The organism is Aeromonas sp. INTO2, from assembly GCF_049860605.1.
Classification (GTDB): domain Bacteria; phylum Pseudomonadota; class Gammaproteobacteria; order Enterobacterales; family Aeromonadaceae; genus Aeromonas; species Aeromonas caviae.
On record NZ_CP187588.1, the window covers coordinates 3,991,358 to 4,016,591 of the forward strand.

At 63.8% G+C, this 25,234-nt stretch carries 23 protein-coding genes and 1 tRNA gene; 15 read left to right on the forward strand and 9 right to left on the reverse strand.

Annotation, left to right across the window (positions count from 1 at the left end):
- Positions 1–116: 116 nt before the first annotated feature.
- From ACPW74_RS18875 to rraA, 12 genes are all read left to right on the forward strand, one after another.
- A complete protein-coding gene (locus ACPW74_RS18875; protein WP_114522921.1) occupies positions 117–1,037 on the forward strand; it encodes a LysR family transcriptional regulator in 921 nt (306 codons plus the stop codon).
- Positions 1,038–1,309: 272 nt separating this feature from the next.
- Positions 1,310–1,951, forward strand: coding sequence for a TetR/AcrR family transcriptional regulator (locus ACPW74_RS18880; RefSeq protein WP_425858433.1), 642 nt, complete (start codon positions 1,310–1,312; stop codon positions 1,949–1,951).
- A gap of 85 nt (positions 1,952–2,036) precedes the next feature.
- Positions 2,037–3,005 (forward strand): secretion protein HlyD, encoded by a 969-nt coding sequence (hlyD, locus tag ACPW74_RS18885; protein ID WP_425858434.1) that lies wholly within the window; start codon positions 2,037–2,039, stop codon positions 3,003–3,005.
- Positions 3,002–4,771 carry an ATP-binding cassette domain-containing protein gene (locus tag ACPW74_RS18890; protein ID WP_425858435.1) on the forward strand — a complete coding sequence of 590 codons (1,770 nt, stop codon included), beginning with the start codon at positions 3,002–3,004 and terminating at the stop codon, positions 4,769–4,771. The genes hlyD and ACPW74_RS18890 overlap by 4 nt, the downstream gene beginning before the upstream one ends.
- Entirely contained in the window at positions 4,768–5,877 is a 1,110-nt protein-coding gene (locus ACPW74_RS18895) for an ABC transporter permease (RefSeq protein WP_425858436.1), read from the forward strand. The genes ACPW74_RS18890 and ACPW74_RS18895 overlap by 4 nt, the downstream gene beginning before the upstream one ends.
- A gap of 3 nt (positions 5,878–5,880) precedes the next feature.
- The gene (locus tag ACPW74_RS18900) at positions 5,881–6,969 is read left to right on the forward strand and encodes an ABC transporter permease (protein WP_268452515.1); all 1,089 of its coding nucleotides are present in this window, start codon (positions 5,881–5,883) and stop codon (positions 6,967–6,969) included.
- A 296-nt stretch (positions 6,970–7,265) separates the two neighbouring features.
- On the forward strand, positions 7,266–9,812 hold the full coding sequence (nirB, locus tag ACPW74_RS18905; protein ID WP_425858437.1) for a nitrite reductase large subunit NirB: 2,547 nt from the start codon (positions 7,266–7,268) through the stop codon (positions 9,810–9,812).
- Positions 9,812–10,129, forward strand: coding sequence for a nitrite reductase small subunit NirD (gene nirD / locus ACPW74_RS18910; protein WP_029314869.1), 318 nt, complete (start codon positions 9,812–9,814; stop codon positions 10,127–10,129). Before nirB ends, nirD begins: the two co-directional genes overlap by 1 nt.
- Before the next feature lie 136 nt (positions 10,130–10,265).
- Positions 10,266–11,078, forward strand: coding sequence for a nitrite transporter NirC (gene nirC, locus ACPW74_RS18915; protein WP_279982609.1), 813 nt, complete (start codon positions 10,266–10,268; stop codon positions 11,076–11,078).
- 12 nt (positions 11,079–11,090) lie between these two features.
- Positions 11,091–12,497, forward strand: coding sequence for a siroheme synthase CysG (gene cysG / locus ACPW74_RS18920; RefSeq protein ID WP_425858438.1), 1,407 nt, complete (start codon positions 11,091–11,093; stop codon positions 12,495–12,497).
- Positions 12,498–12,629: 132 nt separating this feature from the next.
- On the forward strand, positions 12,630–14,054 hold the full coding sequence (gene mgtE, locus ACPW74_RS18925) for a magnesium transporter (protein WP_425858439.1): 1,425 nt from the start codon (positions 12,630–12,632) through the stop codon (positions 14,052–14,054).
- Between the two features lie 154 nt (positions 14,055–14,208).
- A complete protein-coding gene (gene rraA, locus ACPW74_RS18930; RefSeq protein WP_010676045.1) occupies positions 14,209–14,694 on the forward strand; it encodes a ribonuclease E activity regulator RraA in 486 nt (161 codons plus the stop codon).
- A 272-nt stretch (positions 14,695–14,966) separates the two neighbouring features.
- Here rraA and ACPW74_RS18935 read toward each other — a convergent pair whose 3' ends face one another.
- The 3 genes from ACPW74_RS18935 to ACPW74_RS18945 all read right to left on the reverse strand — a co-directional run bounded on the left by ACPW74_RS18935 (position 14,967) and on the right by ACPW74_RS18945 (position 17,511).
- Complete coding sequence (locus tag ACPW74_RS18935; RefSeq protein ID WP_010676046.1) at positions 14,967–15,641, reverse strand: 7-cyano-7-deazaguanine/7-aminomethyl-7-deazaguanine transporter; 675 nt, start codon at positions 15,639–15,641, stop codon at positions 14,967–14,969.
- A gap of 144 nt (positions 15,642–15,785) precedes the next feature.
- Positions 15,786–16,073: a DUF3630 family protein gene (locus ACPW74_RS18940; protein WP_182956258.1), complete on the reverse strand. Its 288-nt coding sequence runs from the start codon at positions 16,071–16,073 to the stop codon at positions 15,786–15,788.
- Positions 16,074–16,083: 10 nt separating this feature from the next.
- Positions 16,084–17,511 (reverse strand): protein adenylyltransferase SelO, encoded by a 1,428-nt coding sequence (locus tag ACPW74_RS18945; protein WP_103827613.1) that lies wholly within the window; start codon positions 17,509–17,511, stop codon positions 16,084–16,086.
- A gap of 104 nt (positions 17,512–17,615) precedes the next feature.
- Between ACPW74_RS18945 and ACPW74_RS18950 the strand changes: the two genes are divergently transcribed.
- Positions 17,616–17,918 carry a c-type cytochrome gene (locus ACPW74_RS18950; protein WP_041211966.1) on the forward strand — a complete coding sequence of 101 codons (303 nt, stop codon included), beginning with the start codon at positions 17,616–17,618 and terminating at the stop codon, positions 17,916–17,918.
- A 99-nt stretch (positions 17,919–18,017) separates the two neighbouring features.
- Here ACPW74_RS18950 and recQ read toward each other — a convergent pair whose 3' ends face one another.
- Positions 18,018–19,853, reverse strand: a complete 1,836-nt coding sequence (gene recQ, locus ACPW74_RS18955; protein ID WP_069784941.1) for an ATP-dependent DNA helicase RecQ — start codon at positions 19,851–19,853, stop codon at positions 18,018–18,020.
- Positions 19,854–19,984: 131 nt separating this feature from the next.
- Here recQ and ACPW74_RS18960 point away from each other — a divergent pair, with 131 nt between their 5' ends.
- On the forward strand, positions 19,985–20,449 hold the full coding sequence (locus ACPW74_RS18960) for a thioesterase family protein (protein ID WP_069784940.1): 465 nt from the start codon (positions 19,985–19,987) through the stop codon (positions 20,447–20,449).
- 123 nt (positions 20,450–20,572) lie between these two features.
- On the forward strand, positions 20,573–21,100 hold the full coding sequence (locus tag ACPW74_RS18965) for a hypothetical protein (RefSeq protein ID WP_010676052.1): 528 nt from the start codon (positions 20,573–20,575) through the stop codon (positions 21,098–21,100).
- Between the two features lie 241 nt (positions 21,101–21,341).
- On the opposite strand, the gene ACPW74_RS18970 is transcribed toward ACPW74_RS18965, so the two are convergent.
- The 5 genes from ACPW74_RS18970 to potA all read right to left on the reverse strand — a co-directional run bounded on the left by ACPW74_RS18970 (position 21,342) and on the right by potA (position 25,228).
- Positions 21,342–21,418 (reverse strand) — tRNA-Pro (locus tag ACPW74_RS18970).
- 140 nt (positions 21,419–21,558) lie between these two features.
- Positions 21,559–22,284, reverse strand: coding sequence for an MOSC domain-containing protein (locus tag ACPW74_RS18975; protein ID WP_279982133.1), 726 nt, complete (start codon positions 22,282–22,284; stop codon positions 21,559–21,561).
- A 48-nt stretch (positions 22,285–22,332) separates the two neighbouring features.
- Positions 22,333–23,175: an ABC transporter permease subunit gene (locus ACPW74_RS18980; RefSeq protein WP_010676054.1), complete on the reverse strand. Its 843-nt coding sequence runs from the start codon at positions 23,173–23,175 to the stop codon at positions 22,333–22,335.
- Positions 23,172–24,077 carry an ABC transporter permease subunit gene (locus tag ACPW74_RS18985; RefSeq protein WP_010676055.1) on the reverse strand — a complete coding sequence of 302 codons (906 nt, stop codon included), beginning with the start codon at positions 24,075–24,077 and terminating at the stop codon, positions 23,172–23,174. The genes ACPW74_RS18980 and ACPW74_RS18985 overlap by 4 nt, the downstream gene beginning before the upstream one ends.
- Positions 24,074–25,228: a polyamine ABC transporter ATP-binding protein gene (gene potA, locus ACPW74_RS18990; protein ID WP_010676056.1), complete on the reverse strand. Its 1,155-nt coding sequence runs from the start codon at positions 25,226–25,228 to the stop codon at positions 24,074–24,076. The genes ACPW74_RS18985 and potA overlap by 4 nt, the downstream gene beginning before the upstream one ends.
- Positions 25,229–25,234: the final 6 nt, after the last annotated feature.

Sequence of the window (25,234 nt, forward strand, 5' to 3'; positions counted from 1 at the left end):
AGGCGGAAGACGCACGGATTGCAGCTTATAGTTGCACCAGACGCCATATGAAGAGACGGCAACTCGCGTATCATGAAGGGGTCGGCCCGTCAGGCGCCGCCTGCGAGGAGACGACCATGACCCCGGATTTCAACCTGCTGATCACCCTGGATGCCCTGCTGGAAGAGGGCAGTGTGGCGGGCGCCGCCAGACGGCTAGGCCTGAGTGCTTCCGCCATGAGCCGGGCCCTGGCAAGGCTGCGGGAGACCACGGGGGATCCGCTGCTCGTGCGGGCGGGACGCGGCCTGATCCCCACACCTCGGGCGCAGATCCTGCGGGATGAGGTCGCCCGCCTGGTTCAGGAGACCCGGGCCGTGCTGCGCCCCCAGCAGGAAGTAGACCCGGCGAGCCTGGAGCGCACCTTCCGCCTGCGATCCAGCGACGGCTTCGTGGAGGCGGTAGGCCCCGCCCTGCTGGCGCGCCTCGCCGTCGAGGCCCCCGGGGTGCGGCTGCACTTTCTGGCCAAACCCGACAAGGAGAGCGGCCCCCTGCGCCGTGGCGAGCTGGACTTCGAGACCGGGGTCATCGGCGCCACCACGGCCCCCGAGCTGCGCACCCAGGCCCTGTTCCAGGACCACTTCGTCGCCGTGGTGCACCCGGACCACCCCCTCTGCGACGGCACCCTGACCGTGGCGCGCTATGCCGCCGCCCGCCACGTGCTGGTCTCCCGCCGGGGCCAGCCACACAGCCTCATCGACGAGATCCTCGCAGGCCAGGGGAAGCGGCGCACCATCACCACCCTGGTTCCCGGGTTTGCGACGGCGCTGGCCCTGGTCAGGGAGAGCAATCTGGTGGCGACGGTGCCGCGCCTGCACTGCGCCAGCCTGCTCGGCGATCTGGTCACCCTGCCCCTGCCCTTCGCTCTGCCAGGGATCCGGGTCGCCCTGCTCTGGCACCCCAGTCAGGATGCCGATCCGGGCCACCGCTGGCTGCGCGCCCTGATACGGGACACCTGTGCCCGGCCCCCCTACCACACCGGGGCCACCGACACCCCCTGATCCGGGTCAGGCAGCGCCCGGCTCCATCACAGGCCCCTTGTGGCCCGGGCGCCCGCACCCGGGACCAGAAGCGCCTTTCACCACCCCATCACACCGACATGCCCGTGGCTTGGGCACAAGCGATGGATCCTTCCCCCTGCCGGACGGGGATCACGGCCCCTTAGAGCGGGGCGGATCACATTGCGGGCAAAAAGATCCTGCTGCCCGCTTCCGCATTTTTTATACGGTCGTATAATTGCGTACAAAATGCATACACAAGGAGCGCCAGCCAGATGCACCCCACCCGTCAGAAACTGCTCGATAGCGGCCTCGCCATCGCCACCGAGAAAGGGCTGCGCGGCCTGACGGTGCACGAGCTGGCGGCGGCGGCCGAGGTGAACCTCGGCTCCTTCGTCTACCACTTCGGCAACCGCGACGCCTTTATCGACGAGTTGGTGGAGCTCTGGTACGCCCCCCTCTATGACGAGCTCAAGGCGGTGGCAGCCAAAGGCTCCTACTCCTCTGCCATCGCCATGTTCGAGGCGACCATGGAGGCGCTGATCGGGCTGGTGGCGCGCCAGCGCGGCTTCATCAACCACCTCTTTGGCGATGCCCTGGCGGGTGAAGGGGCGGCCCAGCGCTTTCTGCTCAGCCTGCCGCGCCGTCATCCCCTGCTGCTGATCGAGCAGGTACGGATGGCACAGGCGGAAGGGTCGCTGGTCGCGGGTCACCCGCTCCAGCTGATGATCTTCATCATGGGGTCGGTCGGCCTGCCGCTGGTGATCGCCGGCAGCGGTCGCCAGCTTGGCTGGCTGCCCGAACAGGCCGCCCCCTTTCTCAGCCAGATAGACAACCCCGAGGCCGCCAGACAGCGACTGGTATGGGCCCTGCGCGGCCTGCGCCCCACCGGCATCAAGGAAGGAGAAACGGCATGAAACAACCCATCGCGATGCTAGCTCTGCTGCTGGCCGTTTTCGGTGGTGACCTCTGGTGGCAGAGCCATCCTCAAGGAGAAGCAGCATGAAACAACCCATTGCAATCGTGGCCCTGCTGCTAACCGTTATCGGTGGCTACCTCTGGTGGCAGGGGCGCCCGGCTGACGGCTCCATCCTCTACGGCAACGTCGATATTCGCGACGTCAATCTGGCCTTTCGGGTCGGCGGCCGCGTCGATCAGGTGCTGGTTGATGAGGGGGATAGGGTAAAAGCCGGTCAACTGCTGGCCCGCCTCGATCCGGTTCCCCTCACCCACAGCCGCGACAGCGCCCGCGCCAATCTGGCCGCGCTCACTGCCGCCAACACCTTGATCCACAAAGGCTATCGCAGCGAAGAGACCGACCGCGCCCGAGCCGCACTGGCCGCCGCCGAAGCCGCTGCGCTGGAAGCCGACCAACAGTGGCGCCGCCAGAGCGCATTGGCCGCCACCGGCGCCATCTCCCGCGGTCAGCTCGATACTGCCCGCTCCCAGCGGGATCAGACCCAGGCGCAGGTACGCTCCGCCCGCGAACAGCTCGCCCAGCTCGAAACCGGCTACCGCCCGGAAGAGATTGCCCAGTCCGATGCCCAACTGGAAGGGGCCAAAGCGGCGCTCGCCAGTGCCGAACTGGCGCTGGCAGATGCCAACCTGACCGCCCCCAGCGATGGCATCATCATCAGTCGCGCCATCGAGAACGGCAGCATGGTGCAGAGTGGAGCGACCGCCTTCAACCTCTCCCTGACTGCGCCAGTCTGGGTGCGCGCCTATGTGGAGGAGCCCTGGCTCGGCCACTTCCCGAGCGGCGCCAAAGTAACCCTCACCACCGACTCGCGGCCGGACAAGCCCTATCACGGGGTGGTGGGCTTTGTCTCGCCGACCGCCGAGTTCACCCCGAAATCGGTGGAGACGCCGGATCTTCGCACCCACCTCGTCTACCGGCTGCGCATCGTGGTGCAGGATCCCGACCCGGCCCTGCGCCAGGGGATGCCGGTCACCGTCAGGCTGGCGCCATGAGCTGCGCCATCTCCCTTGAGGGGCTCACCAAACGCTTTGGCGAGCGGGTCGCCCTCAACGCCATCTCGGCCACCATTCCGGCTGGCGGCATCACCGGGCTGGTCGGCCCCGACGGCGCCGGCAAGAGCACTTTGCTGCGCCTGCTGGCCGGTCTGCTGATCCCGGAAGCGGGCACCATCCGGGTGCTGGGGCTGGATCCGGTGAGCGAGGGGGATCTGCTGCGTCAGCGCCTCGGCTACATGCCCCAGCAGTTCGGCCTCTACGAAGATCTCAGCGTGCTGGAGAACCTCACCCTCTATGCCGACCTACGCGGTGTACTGGAGCCCGAACGCACGCCCACCTTCGCGCGGCTGCTCGCCTTCACCGATCTTGCCCGCTTCACCGCACGGCCAGCCGGCAAGCTCTCTGGCGGGATGAAGCAGAAACTCGGGCTGGCCTGCGCCCTGCTCGGCACCCCGGATGTGCTGCTGCTCGACGAACCCGGGGTCGGGGTCGATCCCATCTCCCGCCGCGCCCTCTGGCAGATGGTACGCGAGCTGGCAAAAGGGGGGATGACGGTGCTCTGGAGTACCGCCTATCTCGATGAGGCGGAGCTGTGCGACCACGTGCTGCTGATGGCAGATGGCGAGGTGCGCACCAGCGGCACCCCGGCCGATCTGATGGGGGCCATGGCCAGCCGCTGCTGGCTGCTGGAGGCGGGGCAGCTGGATGGCCGCGAGCGACGCGCCCTGCTGCGCCGGGCACTGGCTCACCCGTCGGTGATGGATGGCGCGGTGGCGGGGGAGCGGGTTCGCCTGCTGCTGCACCCGGGCATGACGCCCCCACCGCTGGCGGAGCTGCAACTGGCCAACGGCGCCTTTCAACCGGCCCAGCCCCGGCTGGAGGATGCCTTTATCGACCTGCTCGGCGGCGGCCCCGGCGGGGAGTCGAGTCTGGCAGCCGGGATGCGGGAAGCCGAACTGCCGCAGGGGGTCTCCCCCGAGGCGGTGATCGAGGCGCGCCACCTCACCAAGCGCTTCGGCGATTTTGCCGCCACCGATGATGTCAGCTTTGCGGTGCGCCGCGGCGAGATCTTCGGCCTGCTCGGCCCCAACGGAGCGGGCAAGTCCACCACCTTCAAGATGGAGTGCGGCCTGCTGCGCCCGAGCGAGGGGCAGGCGCTGGTGACCGGCATCGATCTGGCCCACAGCCCCTCGGCGGCGCGTCAGCGCCTCGGCTACATGGCGCAGAAGTTCTCCCTCTACAAGCAGCTTACCGTGGCCCAGAACCTCTCCTTCTTCGCCGGTATCTACGGCCTGTTCGGCCGCCACCAGCAGACGCGGATCGACGCCATGGTGACTGCCTTTGCCCTCACCCCCTGGCTCGATCAGAAGGCGGAATCCCTGCCGCTCGGCCTGCGCCAGCGTCTTTCACTCGCCTGCGCCCTGCTGCACGAGCCGCCGCTGCTGTTTCTCGACGAGCCCACCTCCGGGGTCGATCCGGTGACCCGGCGCGAGTTCTGGTCGCACATCAACGCGCTGGCCGACCACGGCGTCACCGTGCTGGTCACCACCCACTTTATGGACGAGGCGGAGTATTGCGACCGCATCGCCCTCATCTATCGCGGCAAGCTGCTGGCCCTCGGCACCCCGGACGATCTCAAGGGGCTGGCCGCCAAAGAGGCGGCGACCTCTTTGCCAACCGGCTCCTTGCCGACCTGTTCTTTGCCAACAATGGAAGAGGCCTTTATCACGCTAGTCGAGCAGGCCAGCGAGGAGGACGCATGAGCATCAACCGCCGCCGTCTGCTGGCCCTGTGCCACAAGGAGTCCCTGCAAATCGTGCGCGACCCCAGCAGCATCCTCATCGCCTTCATCATGCCCGTGGTGCTGCTGGTGGTGATGGGCTACGCCATCAACCTGGACGTGGACCACCTGCGACTCGGCATCTGGCGCACCGACGGCGGCGCCCCGGCGGTGCGGCTGGAGCAGGCCCTGCGCGGCTCCACGGCGCTGGAGATCCACGGCGGCCCGAGCAAGGCGGCGCTGCTGGGGAGCCTGGAGCGCGGCGAGATCCGCGGCCTGCTGGTGATCGACGAGGGGTTCTCCCGCGCCATGGCGGGCCAGGGCGGCAGCACCCCCAGGGTCTTGCTGCTCACCGACGGCTCCGAACCCAACACGGCAAACTTCGTCACCCACTACGTGCAGGGGATCTGGCAGGGGTGGCTCGTCAGGGAAGGGACCTCCCTGCCGGTGGCGGTGGAGAGCCGCGCCTGGTTCAACCCGGCCCTGGTGAGCCGCAACTTCCTGGTGCCCGGCTCCATCGCCGTGGTGATGACCATCATAGGCGCCCTGCTCACCTCCCTGGTGGTGGCCCGGGAGTGGGAGCGCGGCACCATGGAGGCCCTGCTCGCCACCCCGGTGACCAGGACAGAGCTGCTGCTCTCCAAGCTGCTGCCCTACTACGGGCTCGGCATCGCCGCCATGCTCATCTGCCTGCTCTTCTCGGTGGCCGTGATGGGGGTGCCCTGGCGCGGCTCGCTGATCACCCTGTTCGTGCTCACCACCCTGTTTCTCGGCAGCGCCCTCGGGCTCGGGCTCTTTCTCTCTACCGTGATGCGCAGCCAGTTCAACGCCGCCCAGGCCGCCCTGACGGCGGCGTTTCTGCCGGCCATGATGCTCTCGGGCTTTGTGTTCGAGATCGCCAGCATGCCACCGCTGCTGCGGGCCATCACTCACCTCATTCCGGCCCGCTACTTCGCGAGCTCCCTGCAGACCCTCTATCAGGCGGGCAGCGTCTTCTCGATCCTGCTGGTCAACGGTTTCTGTCTGCTGCTGCTGGCCGGTTTCTGGCTGGCCCTGACCGCCCGCAAGACGCGGCGCACTCTGGAGTAACCCATGCTGATCCGACTCTGGTGGCTGATCCGAAAAGAGTTGCAGGCCCTGATGGGCAATACCCAGGGACGCTTTCTGCTCATCATGCCGGTGCTGCTGCAAACCGCCCTGTTCCCCTTCGCCGCCACCCTGGAGGTGACCGGCAACACGCTCGCCATCTACGACCAGGATGGGGGGGCCCAGAGCCGGGAGCTCATCGAGCGCCTCACCCACATGCCCGCCTTCACCACCATCATTCCGGTGAAGGGCGAGGCGGGGATGACAGAGGCCATCACGGGGCAGCAGGCCCTGATCGGCCTCATCATCCCCCAGGATTTCTCCCGCCGGCTGGCCAGGGGCGAGCAGGCCAAATTGCAGCTCATCATCGACGGGCGCCGATCCAACGGCGGTCAGGTGGCGGCGGGCTACATCAATGAGGTGATCGCCCGCTGGCAGAGCGAGGGCAAGGGGCCGCCGGAGCTCACGGTGCGCCACCTCTACAACCCCAACATAGAGTTCAGCTGGCACATACTGCCCTCCCTGGTGGCCATCATCACCACCATAGGCTGCCTCATCGTCACGGCCCTGTCGGTGGCGCGGGAGCGGGAAGAGGGCACCTTCGACCAGTTGCTGGTCTCCCCCCTCACCGCGGGCTGGATCATGGCGGGCAAGGCGGTGCCCGGCATCCTGGTGGCGGTGGGCCAGGGCACCATAGTCGCGCTGGCGGCCCGCTTCCTCTATCAGGTGCCGTTTGGCGGCAGCACCACGCTGCTGATGGCGGGCATGGTCTGCTACGGCCTGGCGCTGGCGGGGATAGGGCTCTTCGTCTCGTCCCTCTGTTCGACCCAGCAGCAGGCGTTTCTCGGGGTCTTCTCCTTCATGGTGCCGGCGGTGATCCTCTCGGGCTATGTCTCCCCCATCGAGAACATGCCGCTGTTGTTCCAGTGGCTGGCGGCCGTGGATCCCCTCAGCCACTTCATCCTGCTGCTCAAGGGGGTCTTCCTCAAGGATCTCGGCTGGTCGGCGGCCTGGCCCCTGCTCTGGCCCCTGCTCGCCATCGCCGGCGTCACCCTGTCGCTGGCGCTCGCCATGTTCCGCCGCCATATCGCCTGACGCGCCACCTTGTTCAGCTGATGCCGGTCTCGCCCAGTGCGAGACCGGCCTTTTTCCGACATAAGTTTTCACTCCCCGGCCGTGGGTAAACCGGGCTTTCCCTCCACCATCCCTCACCCCGAGCCAGCCCAGAAATCATTAACTGGTATACCTATTTTTGTATAGTGTTGAATTTTCTCGAATTACCCCTGAGGAGATATATAAATAGACACTTGATTTGCATCAATCGCCCACCCCTGCCGACTGGGTAGCCTAGCCCCAGAATGATGTTTTATTACTCCAAACTTGAGGCAACTATGAGCAAAGTCAGACTGGTCGTTGTGGGCAACGGCATGGTGGGGCACCGCTTCATCGAAGAGCTGATCGAGCGGGCCGATCCGGGCCGCTACGAGATCACCGTCTTCGGTGCAGAACCCCGTCCCGCCTACGATCGCGTCCATCTCTCCTCCTATTTCTCCCATCACACCAGCGAAGATCTCTCCCTCGTCAAACCCGGCTTCTACGACAAGCACGGCATCCGCCTGCTGCTCGGCGAAGCGGTGAAAAAAATCGACAGGGCCAACCGCGAAGTGCACTCCAACAAGGGCACTGTGGTCGAGTACGACAAGCTGGTGCTGGCCACCGGCTCCTACCCCTGGGTGCCGCCCATCCAGGGCAGTCAGCACCACGAGTGCTTCGTCTATCGCACCATCGAGGATCTGAAAGCCATCCGCAGCGCTGCCAAGAGCGGCAAGAGCGGGGTGGTGATCGGGGGAGGTCTGCTTGGCCTCGAGGCCGCCGGTGCCCTCAAGGCGCTGGGTCTCGAAACCCACGTGGTGGAGTTTGCTCCTGTGCTGATGGCCGAGCAGCTCGACGGTCAGGGCGGCCAGCTGCTGCGCCGCAAGATTGAATCCATGGGCGTGCAGGTACACACCAGCAAGAGCACCAGCGAGATCCTGATGCATGGCGGTGAGCAGGCGAAACACCGCCTCGCCTTTGCCGATGGCAGCCAGCTGGAAGTGGATGTGGTGGTCTTCTCCACCGGCATTCGCCCGCAAGATACCCTCGGCCGTTACGGTGATCTCGCCATCGCCGAGCGCGGCGGCATCGTCATCGACGATCACTGCCTCACCTCAGACCCCGACATCTATGCCATCGGCGAATGCGCCGCCTGGCAGGGCCGCTTCTTCGGGCTGGTGGCGCCGGGCTACAAGATGGCCCAGATCACCGTCGACCATCTGCTCGGCGGCGACAGCCGTTTCGAAGGGGCTGACATGAGCGCCAAGCTCAAGCTGCTCGGCGTCTCCGTCGGCTCCATCGGCGATGCCCACGGCCGCACCCCGGGCAGCCACAGCTATGTGTTTCAGGACGATCAGGCCGGCGTCTACAAGAAGATCGTGGTGAGCGAGGACAACAGCCGATTGCTCGGCGCCGTGCTGGTGGGTGACGTGGAAGATTACGGCAACCTGCTGCAGATGATGCTCAATGCCCTGCCGCTGCCGAGCCACCCGGATACCCTGATCCTGCCCGCCTACGCCGGTGCCAAGCCGACCCTGGGGGTGGATGCCCTGCCTTCAACCGCCCAGATCTGCTCCTGCTTCGACGTCTCCAAGGGCTACATCGCCAAGGCGGTGGCCGAGGGCCACACCACCCTGGCAGCCATCAAGCAGCACACCAAGGCCGGTACCGGCTGCGGCGGCTGTGTGCCGCTCATCAGTCAGGTGCTCAACGCCGAACTGGTGAAGCAGGGCATCGAGGTCAACAACCACCTCTGCGCCCACTTCCCCCACTCCCGTCAGGAGCTGTTCCATCTGGTCAAGGTGGAGGGGATCAAGAGCTTCGACGAGCTGCTGGCCAAACATGGCCAGGGCTATGGCTGCGAGGTGTGCAAACCGACCGTCGCCTCCATCCTCGCCTCCTGCTGGAACGAGCATGTGCTGAGCCCGCGCAATATCCCGCTGCAGGACACCAACGATATCTTCCTCGGCAACATGCAAAAGGACGGCAGCTACTCCGTCATCCCGCGCATGGCCGGTGGTGAAGTGACCCCGGAAGGGCTGCTGGCGGTGGCCGAAGTGGCCCGCGACTACAAGCTCTACACCAAGATCACCGGCGCCCAGCGCATCGGCCTGTTCGGGGCCCAGAAGGATGATCTGCCCGCCATCTGGCGCAAGCTGCTGGCAGCGGGCTTCGAGACCGGTCAGGCCTACGCCAAGGCACTGCGCATGGCCAAGACCTGCGTCGGCAGCACCTGGTGCCGCTTCGGCGTACAGGACAGCGTCGGCCTCGGGGTCTTCCTCGAGAACCGCTACAAGGGCATTCGCACCCCGCACAAGATGAAGTTCGGCGTCTCCGGCTGCACCCGCGAATGTGCGGAAGCCCAGGGCAAGGACGTCGGCATCATCGCCACCGATGCTGGCTGGAACCTCTATGTGGGCGGCAACGGCGGCATGAAGCCGCGCCACGCCGACCTGCTGGCGTCTGACCTCGACCGCGAGACCCTGATCAAGCTGATCGACCGCTTCATGATGTTCTACGTCACCAGCGCCGACAAACTGCAGCGCACCTCGGTCTGGCTCGGCAATCTGGAAGGGGGCGTCGACTACCTGCGCGAGGTGATCGTCGACGACAAGCTGGGACTGGCCGAGACGCTGGAACGCGATATCCAGACCCTCATCGACAGTTACGAGTGCGAATGGTCGCGCACCCTCAACGAAGAGGAAGCGCTCAAGCGCTTCAGCCACTTCATCAACAGCGACAAGCGCGATCCGGACGTCCAGTTCGTCGCCGAGCGCGACCAGCACAGACCCGCCACTCCGGCCGAGCGCATCCCCGTCTACCAGATCGAGGTGGAAACCAAATGATGAAACTTGCCTGCCAACTCAACGACATCCTGCCGGGCACCGGCGTCTGCGCCCTGATCGAGGGTCGTCAGATCGCTCTGTTCCGCCCGAGCGCGGCCGCCGAGGTGTTCGCCATCGACAACCGGGATCCCTTCTTCGCCGCCAACGTGCTGTCGCGGGGCCTGATTTGCGAACACGACGGCGAGCTCTGGGTGGCCAGCCCGCTCAAGAAGCAGCGCTTTCGCCTGAGCGACGGCCACTGTTTCGACAACCCTGAGATGTCGGTACAGAGCTACCCCGTTGAAGTGCGCGACCAGCAGGTCTGGGTCGCCGTCTAACACCAGACCCCACCCCGGCCCTCCCCTTCACAGGGGAGGGAGCAAAAAGCCCCTCCCCCTTGACAAGGGGGAGGCAGGGAGGGGGTTAAAAAACAGTCAGGGCTGCCCGTGGGCGGCCCCTCTAAAGAGAATCCATATGTATACCGACACCATCAACAAGTGCGCCGCCAACGCGGCCCGCATCAACCGCTTCGAGCGCAGCGACAAGCTCGGCTTCTGGCTCAGCTCCGCCATGGCGGGGGCCTATGTGGGCCTTGGCATCATCCTCATCTTCACCCTGGGCAACCTGGTGGATGCCAGCGTGCGTCCGCTGGTGATGGGGGCCACCTTCGGCATCGCCCTGACCCTGGTCATCATCGCAGGCTCCGAGCTGTTCACCGGCCACACCATGTTCCTCACCTTCGGGGTGAAGACCGGCAAGATCGCCATGGCCGATCTGCTGCGCATCCTGCCCCAGACCTGGGCCGGCAACCTGCTCGGCTCCATCTTCGTCGCGCTGATCTACTCCTACGGCGGCAGCCTGCTGCCGGACGCGGGCAGCCTGGCCCACAAGGTGGCGCTGGCCAAGACCCAGGCTCCGGCCCTGACCCTGTTCATGAAGGGGGTGCTCTGCAACTGGCTGGTCTGCCTCGCCATCTGGATGGCGCTGCGCACCGAGGGTGCCGCCAAGTTCATCGCCATCTGGTGGTGCCTGCTGGCCTTCATCGCCTCCGGCTATGAGCACTCGGTCGCCAACATGACACTGTTCGCCCTCTCCTGGTTCGGCGCCCACTCGGATGCCTACACCCTGGGTGGCATAGGCCACAACCTGCTGTGGGTGACCCTGGGCAACACAGTCTCCGGCGCCCTCTTCATGGGCCTCGGCTACTGGTATGCCACCCCCAAGGCGGAGCGCCCGGTCGCGGCTATAGACGCCAGCGCCACCACCAGCCAGACCCAAACCGCCTGATCAGGAGGCCCCATGGACTACTTGCCTATCTTTTGCCGACTCGACAACAAACCTGTGCTGCTGGTCGGCGGCGGCGAGGTAGCAGAGCGCAAGGCGCGCCTGCTGCTGGATGCCGGTGCCCAGCTCACCGTGGTCGCCCCCGAGCTCGATCCCGAGCTGGCGGAACTGGCTACCAACGGAACCATCGAGTGGCTGGCCGGTGAATTCGCGCCGGCACAGCTGACGGGCAAGTGGCTGGTGGTGGCCGCCACCGACAGGCGCGAGGTGAACGCCCTGGTCTACCAGAGCGCCAATCAGGCGCGGATCTTTGCCAACGTGGTGGACGACCCGAAACGTTCCAGCTTCATCATGCCGTCGATCATCGACCGCTCGCCGCTGATGGTGGCCATCTCCTCCGGCGGCAAGGCCCCGGTGCTGGCCCGACTGCTGCGGGAGAAACTCGAAGCCCTGCTGCCCCAGCATCTGGGTGCCGTCGCGGCCTTCGCCGGCAGCCTGCGGGAGCGGGTCAAGACCCGCTTCGCCAGCATGGGCGAGCGGCGCCGCTTCTGGGAACGGCTGCTCGGGGCGGATCGGCTCGGTCAGGCGCTGGCTCGGGGGGATAGCGCCTCTGCCCACCAGCTGGCCGACAATCTGTTTGCCGACGAAAGCCAGAGCGCTGGCGAGGTGGTGCTGGTCGGTGCCGGCCCTGGCGATCCGGGTCTGCTCACCCTGCACGCCCTGCGCCAGATGCAGCAGGCGGACGTGGTGGTCTATGACCGGCTGGTCTCCGACGAGGTGATGGCGCTGGTGCGCCGCGACGCCAAACGCATCTTCGTCGGCAAGCAGGCGGGCAACCACTGCGTGCCGCAGGAGGGGATCAACCAGCTGTTGCTGGAGGAGGCGAAGAAGGGACAGCGGGTGGTGCGGCTGAAGGGGGGCGACCCCTTTATCTTCGGCCGTGGCGGCGAGGAGCTGGAGACACTGGTCGGCACTGGCATCGGCTTTCAGGTGGTGCCGGGGATCACGGCGGCCAGCGGCTGCGCCGCCTACGCCGGCATTCCGCTGACCCACCGCGACCACGCCCAGAGCGTGCGCTTCGTCACCGCCCACGGCAAGGGGGGTGCCCGGGATCTCGACTGGCCGCTGCTGGCCAAAGATCGGCAAACGCTGGTCTTCTACATGGGGCTCTCATCCTGCACCACCATCCGTGAACAGCTGCTGGCCCACGGCAAGGCAGGCGACACCCCGGTGGCGCTGATCGAGCGCGGCACCCAGCCCTGCCAGCGGGTCATTCGCGGCACCCTTGATGAGCTGCCCGAGCTGGCGGTAGGGGTCGAGAGTCCGGCGCTGATCATGGTGGGCTCGGTGGTGACCCTGGCCGACCAGCTTGCCTGGTTCGGGCAAGGAGGCGCCACAGACGTGGCCCTGGCCTCGGCCTGATCGCTGCATCCATTCCAACGCCACCCTCGGGTGGCGTTTCTTTTTCTGCATTTACTGTCATAACCTCTTGTTTTGAGTCTGGTATCCTATGGGGTGTGTCAGCCGGACCACCGAATTCAGGAATTCTGCTTCATGTCCCTCCCCCCCAAGAACAGCGCCAAACAGCGTGAACACGACAGAGCCCGCATCCTCACGCTGCTGCTGGCCGATGACGCCCTCACCGAGAGCCTGCTCGACCCGCAAGGGGAGCAGGACGCAGAGCTTCGGGACCAGACCAGCGAGCTGACCCGGCTGGTCAACAGCCTGCCCGCCGCCGATATCGCCGATGCGCTGGAATCCCTGCCGCCGGACGAGCGCCATGTGCTGTGGCAGCAGGTGGATGCAGACAAGCACGGCCAGATCCTGGTAGAGGCGTCGGAGACGGTGTGGGACAGCCTCATCAGCGGCATGAGCGACAAAGAACTCCTGCACGCCCTGAGCACCCTCGACATCGACGACCAGATCTACCTGGGTCAGTACCTGCCCCGCAACCTGATGGGACGGCTGCTCACCTCCATGGCGCCGATGGACAGGGACAAGGTGCGCGAGGTGATCCGCTACGGCAAGCACACGGTCGGCGCCATGATGGACTTCGAGCTCATCACGGTGCGGCCCGACGTGACCCTGGCCACCGTCCAGCGCTATCTGCGCCTGCGCGGCCAGATCCCCGAGAACACCGACAAGCTGTTCGTCACCGATCGGCGCAACCGGCTGCAGGGGGAGCTGCTCCTCACCGCCGTGCTGCTGCACAAGCCCGAAACCCTGGTGAGCAACGCGATGGAGAAGGATCCGGTCACCTTCGATCCGGAAGACAACGACGAGGCCGCCGCCCGCACCTTCGAGCGGGACGACCTGGTCTCCGCCGCCGTGGTGGATGCCAGGGGCAAGCTGATGGGACGGCTCACCGTCGCCGAGGTGGTGGACCTGGTCTATGAAGAGAGCGACACCGACCTGCGCCGCATGGGGGGGATCAGCGAGGAAGAAGACGTGTTCGCCCCCGTCTCCAAGGCGGTCAAGACCCGCTGGGCCTGGCTCGCCATCAACCTCTGCACCGCCTTCGTGGCGTCGCGGGTGATCGGCCTGTTCGAGCACACCATCTCCCAGCTGGTGGCGCTGGCGGCCCTGATGCCCATCGTCGCCGGCATCGGCGGCAACACCGGCAACCAGACCATCACCATGATAGTGCGGGCGCTGGCGCTGCAGCATATCCAGACCGGCAATGTCTCCTTCCTGCTGTGGCGCGAGCTGGGGGTGGCCCTGATCAACGGCCTGGTGTGGGGCGGCACCATGGGGGTGGCCACCTACATCCTCTATCAGGATGCGGCGCTGGGCGCGGTGATGACGCTCGCCATGATGCTCAACCTGCTGGTGGCGGCCCTGATGGGGGTCATCATCCCCATGACCATGAGTCGGCTGGGGCGCGACCCGGCGGTGGGGGCCAGCGTGATGATCACCGCCATCACCGACACCGGCGGCTTCTTCATCTTCCTGGGGCTGGCGACCCTGTTTCTGCTCTAGGGCCCGAGGCTGACCGTCTGCGGCGCCTGCCATGGCGCGGGGCCGCTTTCGCGCAAAAACGGCATTTCCCGCCACTGGGCAAGGAATAGTCGTTGAAATGCCAACCCCACTCCTTATACTGGATCCACCTGTTTCCAGCGGTGGATCTGACACAATGGAATACAACACTTCAGAACTGTGCGACATCTATCAGGACATGGTGGATGTACTCGAACCCATGCTCTGCTCCTTCGGCGGCCGCGCCTCTTTCGGCGGCGTCATCACCACGGTCAAGTGCTTCGAATCGAACGGTCTTATCCGTGAACTGGTCAAGGAGAACGGCGTTGGTCGCGTGCTGTTGATCGACGGTGGCGGCTCCATGCGTCGTGCCCTGATCGACAGCGAGATCGCCACCACGGCGGCGGAAAATGAGTGGGAAGGGATCGTCTGCTACGGTTGCGTCCGTGAGGTCGATATCCTGGAAGATCTCGACATCGGCATTCAGGCCCTGGCGGCCATTCCGGTGGGCGCCGACAGCAAGGATATCGGGGAAACCGATCTGCCGGTCAACTTCGGCGGCGTCACCTTCCTGCCGGATGACCACCTCTATGCCGATACCACAGGGGTGATCCTCTCCCCCGATGCCCTCGACATCGAGTAAACAGCGCTGAGTGATAATGGGAGCCCTGGCTCCCATTTTTTATGCCCGCTGATGGCGGAAAAGACGCAAAAAAAAGAGGGCCAGTAAACTACTGGCCCCTTAACTGGAAGCAATGTGAGCAATGTCGTGCCTTCACAAGAAGTCCATCACGTTGGAACGAATGAAGTCTTTCCCGGAAAACAAGGTAACAATAATCATTCTCATTTAACTGTGCAAGCCTTATTTGTGAAGATCACAAAAAAATTGACCACCCATGGGGGTGGTCAATCTCATCAGGCTTGTCGCGTAGCAGCTTGCAGGCCAGCCAATCCGGCCTCCCCCACCAGCTTGCGGCTGAGATAGCGCAGCAGCACACCGTAAAGCGGCACAAACAACCCCAGACTTATCAGCAACTTGAATACGTAATCTACGGTCGCGATCTCGACCCAGTGCTCGGCCATGAAGGGATCTGTGCTGCGCCAGAAGGCGATGCTGAAGAAGGCGATGGTATCCACCAGATTGCCGAACAGGGTGGAGGCTGCCGGTGCCACCCACCAAGCTTTCAACAGGCGCAGGCGGTTGAACACCACCACGTCCATGAACTGGCCCACCAGATAGGCCATAAAGCTGGCTAACGCGATCCGGGCAACAAAGAGATTGAACTCTGCCAGATTGCCCACCCCCTGGAAGCTCCCTTCGAAAAAGAGCACCGAGAGCACGTAGGACACGGTCAATGCCGGCAGCATCACGGTCTGGATGATCTTGCGCGCCAGGCCTGCGCCGAAGATCCGCACCGTCAGATCGGTGGCCAGGAAAATGAACGGGAAGCTGAAGGCACCCCAGGTGGTGTGGAAGCCAAAGATGGTGATCGGCAGCTGCACCAGGTAGTTGCTGCTGGCAATGATCAGGATGTGGAACAACGAGAGACGCATCAGTGCCGTCTGGTACTGAGCCGGAGTCAGGTTCATATTGTGACCTTTTTGGTTAATGGGGTTAGGGAACCCATATCGCCACCATGGCGATAATCAAGGGGCGAGATTATACGCCCCAAAATTGATAGTTCAATCTTTATGCGGTTATCTCAAGAGATTGACTCGCATCGCACGCCAAGCTCACTCCCGGGACTGCCGAGCCAGCCAGAGCAGCGCCTCCGCGTCGTCCGGCTGCACCGCCGCCAGCCAGCAGCCGCTGTAATGTTCGTACTCGAGCCGAAAGCGGCTGCCTTCAAACTCCAGCAGCCAGCTGTGGCGATCCGCCCCCCACTCCCGCTCGAGTGCCGCTAGCTCCCACTCCTGCAACAGGGCCTCGGCCAGAGTCGGGAAGCTGTCCCAGTCAAGGCACGGGCAGGTCAGCATCACCACCCCGGCTTCCCTGTCTGTCTGCGTGATATGCCAGTTCATCCGTTGCTCCTCAACTGCTGCACGAGAGCTCGCCCCCGCAATACCAGCCCGGATGCGGGGTGGCGAGACCCTCGTATTCGGGTTGGTCATCATAGGGGTGCTGCAGGGCCGCAAACAGCCGCTCGAACGGCGCCATGTCGCCCTGTTCTGCCGCCTCGATCACCTGCTGGGCCAGGGCGTTGCGCAGCACATACTTGGGATTGACAGCGTCCATCTGCCCCTTGCGCACGCCATCCACGCTCCCTTCCCGGGCGAGGCGCGCCCGATAGGCCTCAAGCCACCCCTGCCAGACGGCAGGATCGGGCAGCAGGGCCAGCAGGCGGGCGGGCCACGCTCCCTCTCGCGTCACCTCACCGAGACGTCGCAGGAAGAGGTGGTAATCCACCTTGTGCGCCGCCAGCAGCCGGAACAACTCGCGGAACAGCGCCGGATCCTCCTCTTCCCACACCGCCAGCCCCAGCTTGGCGCGCATCAGCTCGGAGTAGTGCAACATCAACTGGTGCTCGTACTGGGCCAGGGCCGACGCGAGCGCGTCGCCATCCACATGGCCGGCCAGCGCCTGTGCCAGCTTCTGCAGGTTCCAGTATCCGACCGCAGGCTGCTGATCCAGCGCATAGCGACCATCCGGATCCGAGTGGTTGCAGACGAAGTCCGGCACATAGGCGTCGATGAAACCGTAGGGGCCGTAATCCAGGGTCAGCCCGAGCAGGGACATGTTGTCGGTGTTCATCACCCCGTGACAGAACCCCGCCGCCTGCCACTTGGCGATGAGCCGCGCGGTGCGGCGCACTACTTCGGCAAACAGCTCGGCGCCATCGGTCAGCTCGGGGAAGTGGTAACGCCGCGCATAGTCGATGAGGGCCGGGATCTTCTCCCCCTGTCCGCTCCATGCGAAATACTCGAAGTGACCGAAGCGCAGATGGCTCGGCGCGGTGCGCAGCACGGTCGCCCCGCTCTCCACCTGCTCCCGGTAGACAGGCTCGTCACTGCCCAGCAGCACCAGAGCCCGGGTGGTGGGAATGCCGAGGGCATGCAGCGCCTCGGAAGCCAGGTACTCGCGAATGCTGGATCGCAGCACGGCACGGCCGTCGCCGAAGCGGGAGAATGGCGTCTTGCCCGCCCCTTTGAGGTGCAGGTCCCAGCGGCTGCCATCAGGCGCCAGCTGCTCCCCCAGCAGCAGGGCGCGGCCATCCCCGAGACGCGGGCTGTAGCCGCCGAACTGGTGGCCCGCATAGACCTGAGCCACCGGCTGCATGCCCGGCAGGGGCTGCCCCTGGCCGCAACAAGCGAGCCACTGCGCCTCGCTCACCTCCCCGAGCCCCAGCTCACCAAGCAGCGCACGGTTCAGATGCAGCAATCTGGGGCCATGCAGCGGCTGCGGGGCAACAGGCTCGCAAGCCCAGGGGAGTTCGGTGGCAAAAGTGTTGATCAATTTCATGGTGATGGGGGTTGTCCCTGCGTATGCTCGTGTCACTCTTTATACCGCCGTTGGCTCGTCGAGGCTAACAGGCGATCACGATTATTCATTTCAAGGAGAAGACGATGCAAAAGTGGGTCTATACCCTGCCCCTGCTGGCGCTTGCCTGGGGCCATCAGGCCAAGGCGGCCGACATAGACGCAGGCAAGGCCAAATCCGTGGTCTGTGCCGCCTGTCATGGCGCGGATGGCAAGGCGAGCGTCCCGACCTACCCCCACCTCGCGGGCCAGAACCAGGCCTATTTGCTCAAGCAGATGAAGGCGTTCAAGGAGGGTTCCCGTACCGAGCCACTGATGGTTCCCTTCATGGCGATGCTGACCGAGGCGGACATGGAGAATCTGGCGGCCTATTACGCCAACCTCAAATAATGCATGGCGCCGACCAACGGGCGCCTTTCCACTGTTTGTTGTGCCAGCCTACCGGCCTGGGCCTGCTGCGGTCGATGACAAGGTCTACCAGGGCCGACCCTACCGGCGGCAGTAGTCGATGATCAGGTCCATAAAGGCCTCACCGAAGCGCTCCAGCTTGCGGTGACCGACACCGTTGACCGCCAGCATTTCCTCCTCGGTCATCGGCATGAGCTGTGCCATCTCCACCAGGGTGGCGTCGTTGAACACCACATAGGGCGGCACCTCTTCATCCTCGGCGATCTGCTTGCGCAGGGCGCGCAGCTCCTTGAACAGCCGCTTGTCATAGTTGGCGTTGTCGAGCAGGCCGTTGCGCTTCTCCTTGCGACTGGAGATGGGCTGCAGGCGGGGGACTGCCAGTTCAAGCTTCATCTCGCCACGCAGCACGGGTCGAGCCGCTTCGGTCAGCTGCAACACCAGATTGCGGGTGATGTTCTGGGTCAGCAACCCCTTGTGGATCAGCTGGCGGATGACGCTCATCCAGTATTCGTGGCTCTGATCCTTGCCGATGCCGTAGGTCGACAGCTTGTCGTGACCGTGATCCTTGATGCGCTGGTTCAGCGATCCGCGCAGCACCTCCACCACATAACCGACCCCGAAATTCTGTCCCACCCGCCAGACGCAGGAGAGCGCCTTCTGGGCATCTTCGGTGCCGTCATAACTCTGGGGCGGATCGAGGCAGATGTCGCAGTTGCCGCACGGCTTGTCGTTGTACTCGCCGAAGTAGTTGAGCAGCACCTGACGGCGGCAAGTCTGCGCCTCGGCGAAGGCCGCCATCACGTTGAGCTTGTACTGCTCCACCTGCAACTGCTGTGGGTTTTCGATGTTGTCGAGCAGCCGGCGAACCCGACCGATGTCGGCGGGATCGTAGAGCAGCAGCGCCTCGGCCGGGGTGCCGTCGCGCCCGGCACGGCCGGTTTCCTGATAGTAGGATTCGATGTTCTTCGGAATGTCGTAGTGCACCACGAAGCGCACGTTGGGCTTGTCGATGCCCATGCCGAACGCCACCGTCGCCACCACGATCTCGATGTCATCCTTGAGGAAGGCCTCCTGGGTCTGCTGACGCAGCTCCAGCGGCAGACCGGCATGATAGGGTGCCGCCTTGCAGCCGTGACGGGATAGCCGCTCGGCCACCTCCTCCACCCGATTGCGGCTGGAGCAGTAGACGATGCCGCAGTTGCCCTTCTGGCTCTGCACGTAGCGCAGCAGCTGCTCCGCCGCCTTGAACTTTTCCACCAGGCTGTAGCGGATATTGGGCCGATCGAAGCTGGCGGTGTGGATGAAGGGATCGTTCAGTTCCAGCCGGTGCAGCATGTCGCAGCGGGTCGCCTCGTCGGCGGTGGCGGTGAGCGCTACCACCGGCACCTGGGGGAACCACTGCTTGAGCCGTCCCAGCGCCGCGTATTCCGGCCGAAAATCGTGCCCCCACTGGGAGACGCAGTGCGCCTCGTCGATGGCGAACAGGCCGAGGGGCAGCTCCGCCAACCGGTCCATGAACTCGTGCTGCAGCAAACGCTCGGGGGAAACATAAACCAGCTTGATCTCGCCCCGGCGCATGGCGGCGAAGTTCTGGATCATCTCTTCCCGGCTCAGTGCCGAGTTGATGTAGACCGCCGCCACGCCGTTGGCGCGCAGGGTGTCGACCTGATCCTTCATCAGCGAGATGAGGGGGGAGACCACCACACCGAGCCCGGGTCGCAGCAGCGCCGGGATCTGGTAGCAAAGCGACTTGCCGCCGCCGGTGGGTTTGAGCACCAGGGCATCGCGCCCCGCCACTATCTGCTCGATGATCTCGAGCTGGCCCGGCCGAAACTGCTGATAGCCAAACACCGCCTGCAACAGGGCAAGGGGATTCTCTGGCTGAGGGTCAGGCAGGGTTTCGGCAATGACGGTCATGGGCTCTCCTTTGGGGTCGCCATTCTAAAGCAGCCGCCGCCCACAATAAACCTGCCATTGCGAGTGTTAAGGAAGTGTTGCAGACTGGCTGGAGTTTTTACTCGGCTTTGATGACAGGGCGGACTGAAGGAATGAAACAGATGCTCAAGAAGATGGCGCTCAGTGGCATAGCCAACCTGTTCGCCGAGAGGATGCCCTTCAACAAGCTGATCGGCATGCAAGTCACCCACTACGACTTCGACAAGGTGGAGTTGCGCATCAAGATGGAACAGAAGCTCATCGGCAACCCTTTCCACAACATACTGCACGGCGGCGTCACCGCCAGCCTGCTCGATGTGGCGGGCGGCATGATAGTCGCCGCCTCCTGCATCGACGAGCTGGAGGACTTCTCCCCCAGCTATCTCAAGGAGCGCTTCTCGCGGCTTGGCACCATCGATCTGCGGGTGGACTATCTTCGTCCCGGTCGCGGCAACGAGTTCATCGCCACCGCCCACATCATCCGGGCAGGCAGCAAGGTAGCGGTCGCCCGCATGGAGCTGCACAACGAAGAGGGCACCCACATCGCCTTCGGCACGGGCACCTACCTCGTCGGCTAATGGTTTTTATTGCATAAAAAGTGCGCTTCTAAGCTGATTTTAATCATTAGAATTCTTACCCCCTCCTCCGCTCAGGGTCCATACTGAAAGTCGGGATTCTGTGCAGAGGGAGGATTGCAGACGATGAGCGCGATACTGGCTACCCAACCATCCAGAGCCTTGCTGACACGACTTGAGGCCATGCGCGAAGAAGTGCAGACCCCAGAGTGCCGTCACTGGTTGGAACAGGAGCTGGAGGGGTATTCTCTCTGTTCACCCCTGCCCTGGTATCGCATCATTGCCTGTCGGCAACGCGGTCACTTCCTGAATCTGAAGACGGGGAAATATCTGACTTGCCATATCGGCAGCCAAACGCTAAGCCAACGCGACCTGGCCCAAGTTCAGTTCATCTATGCCCGTGAACCCGCCGCCCACTATTTACTGCGTCACGATTCCCATATCGAGCCCTGGCCGGAATCACTGCTGGAAGCGTATCGAGAGCAGCTGATCCCTGGTCATCTCTGCCTGCAAGCCTGGCATGAGCCCGTGTCTTCGCTGCGTTCACAACTGATGGAGGGAATAGCACATTTCATTAGTGAGTACCCCAAGCATGCGGCCCTGCAAACCCAACACGGTTTCAAGGCATTGCGGCATCAACACTGGCATATCTGAATGAGCGCCTGGGGCGCAAGGAGGGCACCATCGACAAGACCCATAACGAGATTGTCACAATCTAGAGTGCCGGAGTCAGGATCAGACTCCACCAGTGGGGCCACCGAGCGGTGGCCCTTTTAGTTGGGCAAATGAGGGGGATCGGAGCAGGAACAGGAACAGCAATCGACAATGGAAATGTCAGCTTTTCTTCAACAGACCAAATGCGAAAAGGCCGCTCATTGAGCGGCCTTTTCAAATGTGGTCGGTGTGAGAGGATTCGAACCTCCGACCCCTTCGTCCCGAACGAAGTGCGCTACCAAGCTGCGCTACACACCGATGTCTGCGGGGCGAGAATTTACCGAAAGCCCCGACCCGACACAAGCCTTTTTTTGCATTCACTCTAAAAAAACGGCTTTACGCTCAATAATTCAGCGAGTCGCAGCAAAAATCGCCACAAGGCATCTTTCCGCCTGCCTTCAGCCCTGTCGAGGCAACCTGAACTCGGTCGGCCCCAGCAAACGCCGGCTCCAATCCGCCACCACTCCATGTTCCAGCCAATGAGCCGCATGCTGGCGCCAATTGGGAGAGAGCGCCGGGTTCTCCAGCAGCAGTTGCAGGTCTTCCTTGTTGCGAACCTGGTTGAACAGGATGTCGGCGGTGCGCTTCACCGTCAGCTCAGGGTAGGGTCTGTCCACCAGTGTCAGCTCCCCCTGCGGCTCCACCCTTCCCTCTTCCAGCACCCGCAGCAGCCAGCCACAGCGGCCACTCAGCTGCATCACCTGGGAGAGCTGGCCATAGCCAAAGCGCTGGTTGAGCTTGAAACAGGGGGATCTGGGCTGGCTTATCTGGATCAGCGCCTCCCCAAGTCGATAGACATCGCCGATGCAGGCCTGCGCCTCCGTCAGCCCCGAACCAGAGAGATTCTCGCCAAAGGCGGCAGGCTGCCAGGGTGTGCGTGGTACAGGCAGCCCCAGCGCGGTTTGCCAGGTTTTCCACCAGGCGTAGTGCTCCGCAGGGTAATGGTGCAGGGCCCGATCCGGGCCGCCATGATGGCGTCTGTCGCTCTGCTCATCCCCGCGAAGGCCGAGGAAATCGCACCACAGAGGGGCGTCGGCAGGCTGCTTGTGGATGGCACTGATGAGGCCGGGGGCCTGCTCTGGGTTCAGTTCGGCGCTCTGGCCGATGAAGAGGGAGATCCGCATTCCATTCTCCTGACGGATGGGGGAATGCGGATCTTATCACGGGGCAGGTCAGGCAACTGCCTGCATCTGGGTGGTCATGGCGATTTCGGCACGGCGGCGTTTCTCCGCCCGGGCCATCAGATACCAGCTACCGAAGGTGAACAGGGATACCGACAGCAGGATCAGGCTCGCGATGGCGTTGATCTCGGGCTTCACGCCGAGGCGCACCGCCGAAAACACTTCCATCGGCAAGGTGGTCGAACCCGGGCCGGAGACGAAGCTCGCCAGCACCAGATCATCCAGCGACAGGGCGAACGACATCATGCCACCCGCCGCCAGCGACGGGGCTATCATCGGGATGGTGATCAGGAAGAACACCTTCCAGGGCTTGGCACCCAGGTCCATGGCCGCCTCCTCGATGGAGAGATCCAGCTCCCGCAGCCGCGCCGACACCACGATCGCCACATAGGCGGTACAGAAGGTGGTATGTGCTATCCAGATGGTCAGCATGCCCCGCTCCGCGGGCCAACCCACCAGCTGGGCCATGGCCACGAACAGCAGCAGCAGGGAGAGACCGGTGATCACCTCGGGCATCACCAGCGGCGCCGTCACCATGCCGCCGAACAGGGTCCGGCCACGGAAGTGAGGGATCCGGGTCAGCACGAAGGCCGCCACCGTCCCCAGCGCCACCGCCGCGATGGCGGTGTAGAAGGCGATCTCCAGGGAGCGGAACACGGACCCGATCAACTGTTTGTTGTCGAGCAGGCCGAAGTACCACTTGAGCGACCAGCCTCCCCACACCGTCACCAGCTTGGAGGCGTTGAAGGAGTAGATGACCATGATGATCATGGGCAGGTAGATGAACAGCAGACCCAGCCATAGCATCAGCTTGGCAAAACCGAAACGTCTCATGCCTTGCCCTCCAGCTCTTTGGCCTGGTTGCGGTTGAACAGGATGATGGGAATGATCAGCACCGCCAGCATCACCACCGCCAGGGCGGAGGCCACCGGCCAGTCACGGTTGTTGAAGAACTCCTGCCACAACACCTTGCCGATCATCAGGGTCTCCGGACCACCCAGCATCTCGGGGATGACGAACTCGCCCACCACCGGGATGAAGACCAGCATGCAACCGGCGATGATGCCGTTCTTGGAGAGTGGCACCGTGATCTGCCAGAACCGGGTCAGGTTGCGGGCACCCAGGTCGGAGGCCGCCTCCAGCAGGCTCTGGTCGTGCTTGACCAGGTTGGCGTAGAGCGGCAGCACCATGAACGGCAGGTAGGAGTATACGATGCCGATATAGACCGCCAGGTTGGTATTGAGGATCTGCAGCGGTTCGTCGATCACCCCGATGCCCAGCAGGACGCTGTTGAGCAGGCCGTTGTTGCTGAGGATCCCCATCCAGGCGTATACCCGGATCAGGATCGCCGTCCAGGTCGGCATCATGATGAGCAGCAATAGAACGGTCTGAGTCTCCTTGTTGGCCCGCGAAATGGCGTAAGCCATGGGATAACCGATCAACAGGCAGAGCAGGGTGCTGACCAGGGCTATCTTGAGGGACCCCAGATAAGCCGCGATGTAGAGCTCATCCTCCTGCAGCAGCAGGTAGTTGCCCAGGTTGAGCAGTATGGTGAGCTGATTGTCTGCCCAGCTCACCACGTCCGTGTAGGGCGGGATGGCCACGTCCGCTTCGGCGAAGCTGATCTTCACGACGATGATGAAGGGCAGCAGAAAGAAGAGGAACAGCCAGAAGAAGGGGATGCCGATGACCAGCTGCCGCCCTCCCACCTGTTTGAGTCGTCTCAATGCCTTCATGATTGCAGCACCACGCCGCTGTCATCTTCCCAGTAGAGGAACACCTGGTCATCCCAGGTCGGCCGTTTGCCGTGGCGTTCGGCATTGGCGATGAAAGCCTGAACGATTTTGCCCGAGGGCAACTGGATGTGATACACGGAATGGCCGCCCAGATAGGCGATGTCATAAACCTCGCCCTTGGTCCAGTTGAAGTCCGGATGCTCGATCTCTTCCGGCTTTTGCAGGCTCATCAGCAGTTTTTCCGGACGCAGGGCATAGGTGACCTTCTTGTTCTCCGCCCGGGAGCTGATGCCGTGACCCACATAGATGGGCTGCTCCAGATCCGCACAGGCGATGATGGCGTGGTCCTGCTCATCCTCCACCAGCAGGCCGTCAAACAGGTTGACGTTGCCGATGAACTCGCACACCAGCCGGCTGGCCGGGGTCTCGTAGATATCCATCGGGCTGCCGATCTGCTCGATGCAACCGAGGTGCATGATGGCGATCCGCTCGGCCATGGTCATGGCTTCTTCCTGATCGTGGGTCACCATGACGCAGGTCACGCCCACCCGCTCGATGATCTCGACCAGCTCGAGCTGCATGGTGGAGCGCAGCTTCTTGTCCAGCGCCCCCATGGGCTCGTCCAGCAGCAGCAGCTTGGGACGCTTGGCCAGGGAACGGGCCAGGGCCACCCGCTGACGCTGACCACCGGAGAGCTGGTGCGGCTTGCGGCGGGCGTACTGGGTCATCTGCACCAGCTTGAGCATCTCTTCCACCCGGGCATCGATCTCCGCCTTGGGCAGGCCATCCTGCTTGAGGCCGAAGGCGATGTTCTGGGCCACCGTCATGTGGGGGAACAGGGCGTAGGACTGGAACATCATGTTGATGGGGCGTTCATAGGGCGGCATGTCGGTAATGTCGACGCCGTCGAGGAACAGCCGTCCTTCCGTGGGTCGCTCGAACCCGGCCAGCATCCGCAGCAAGGTGGACTTGCCGGAGCCGGACCCACCCAGCAGGGCGAAGATCTCGCCCTTGTGGATGTTGAGAGACACGTTGTCGACCGCCAGCGTTTCGTCGAACTGCTTGCTTACCCTGTCTATTTTGACCAGCACTTCTTTACGCTGCTGGCTGCCCTCGAGGGCTTTCTTGTAGGCACTGGAGGCTATCGCCATTACCAA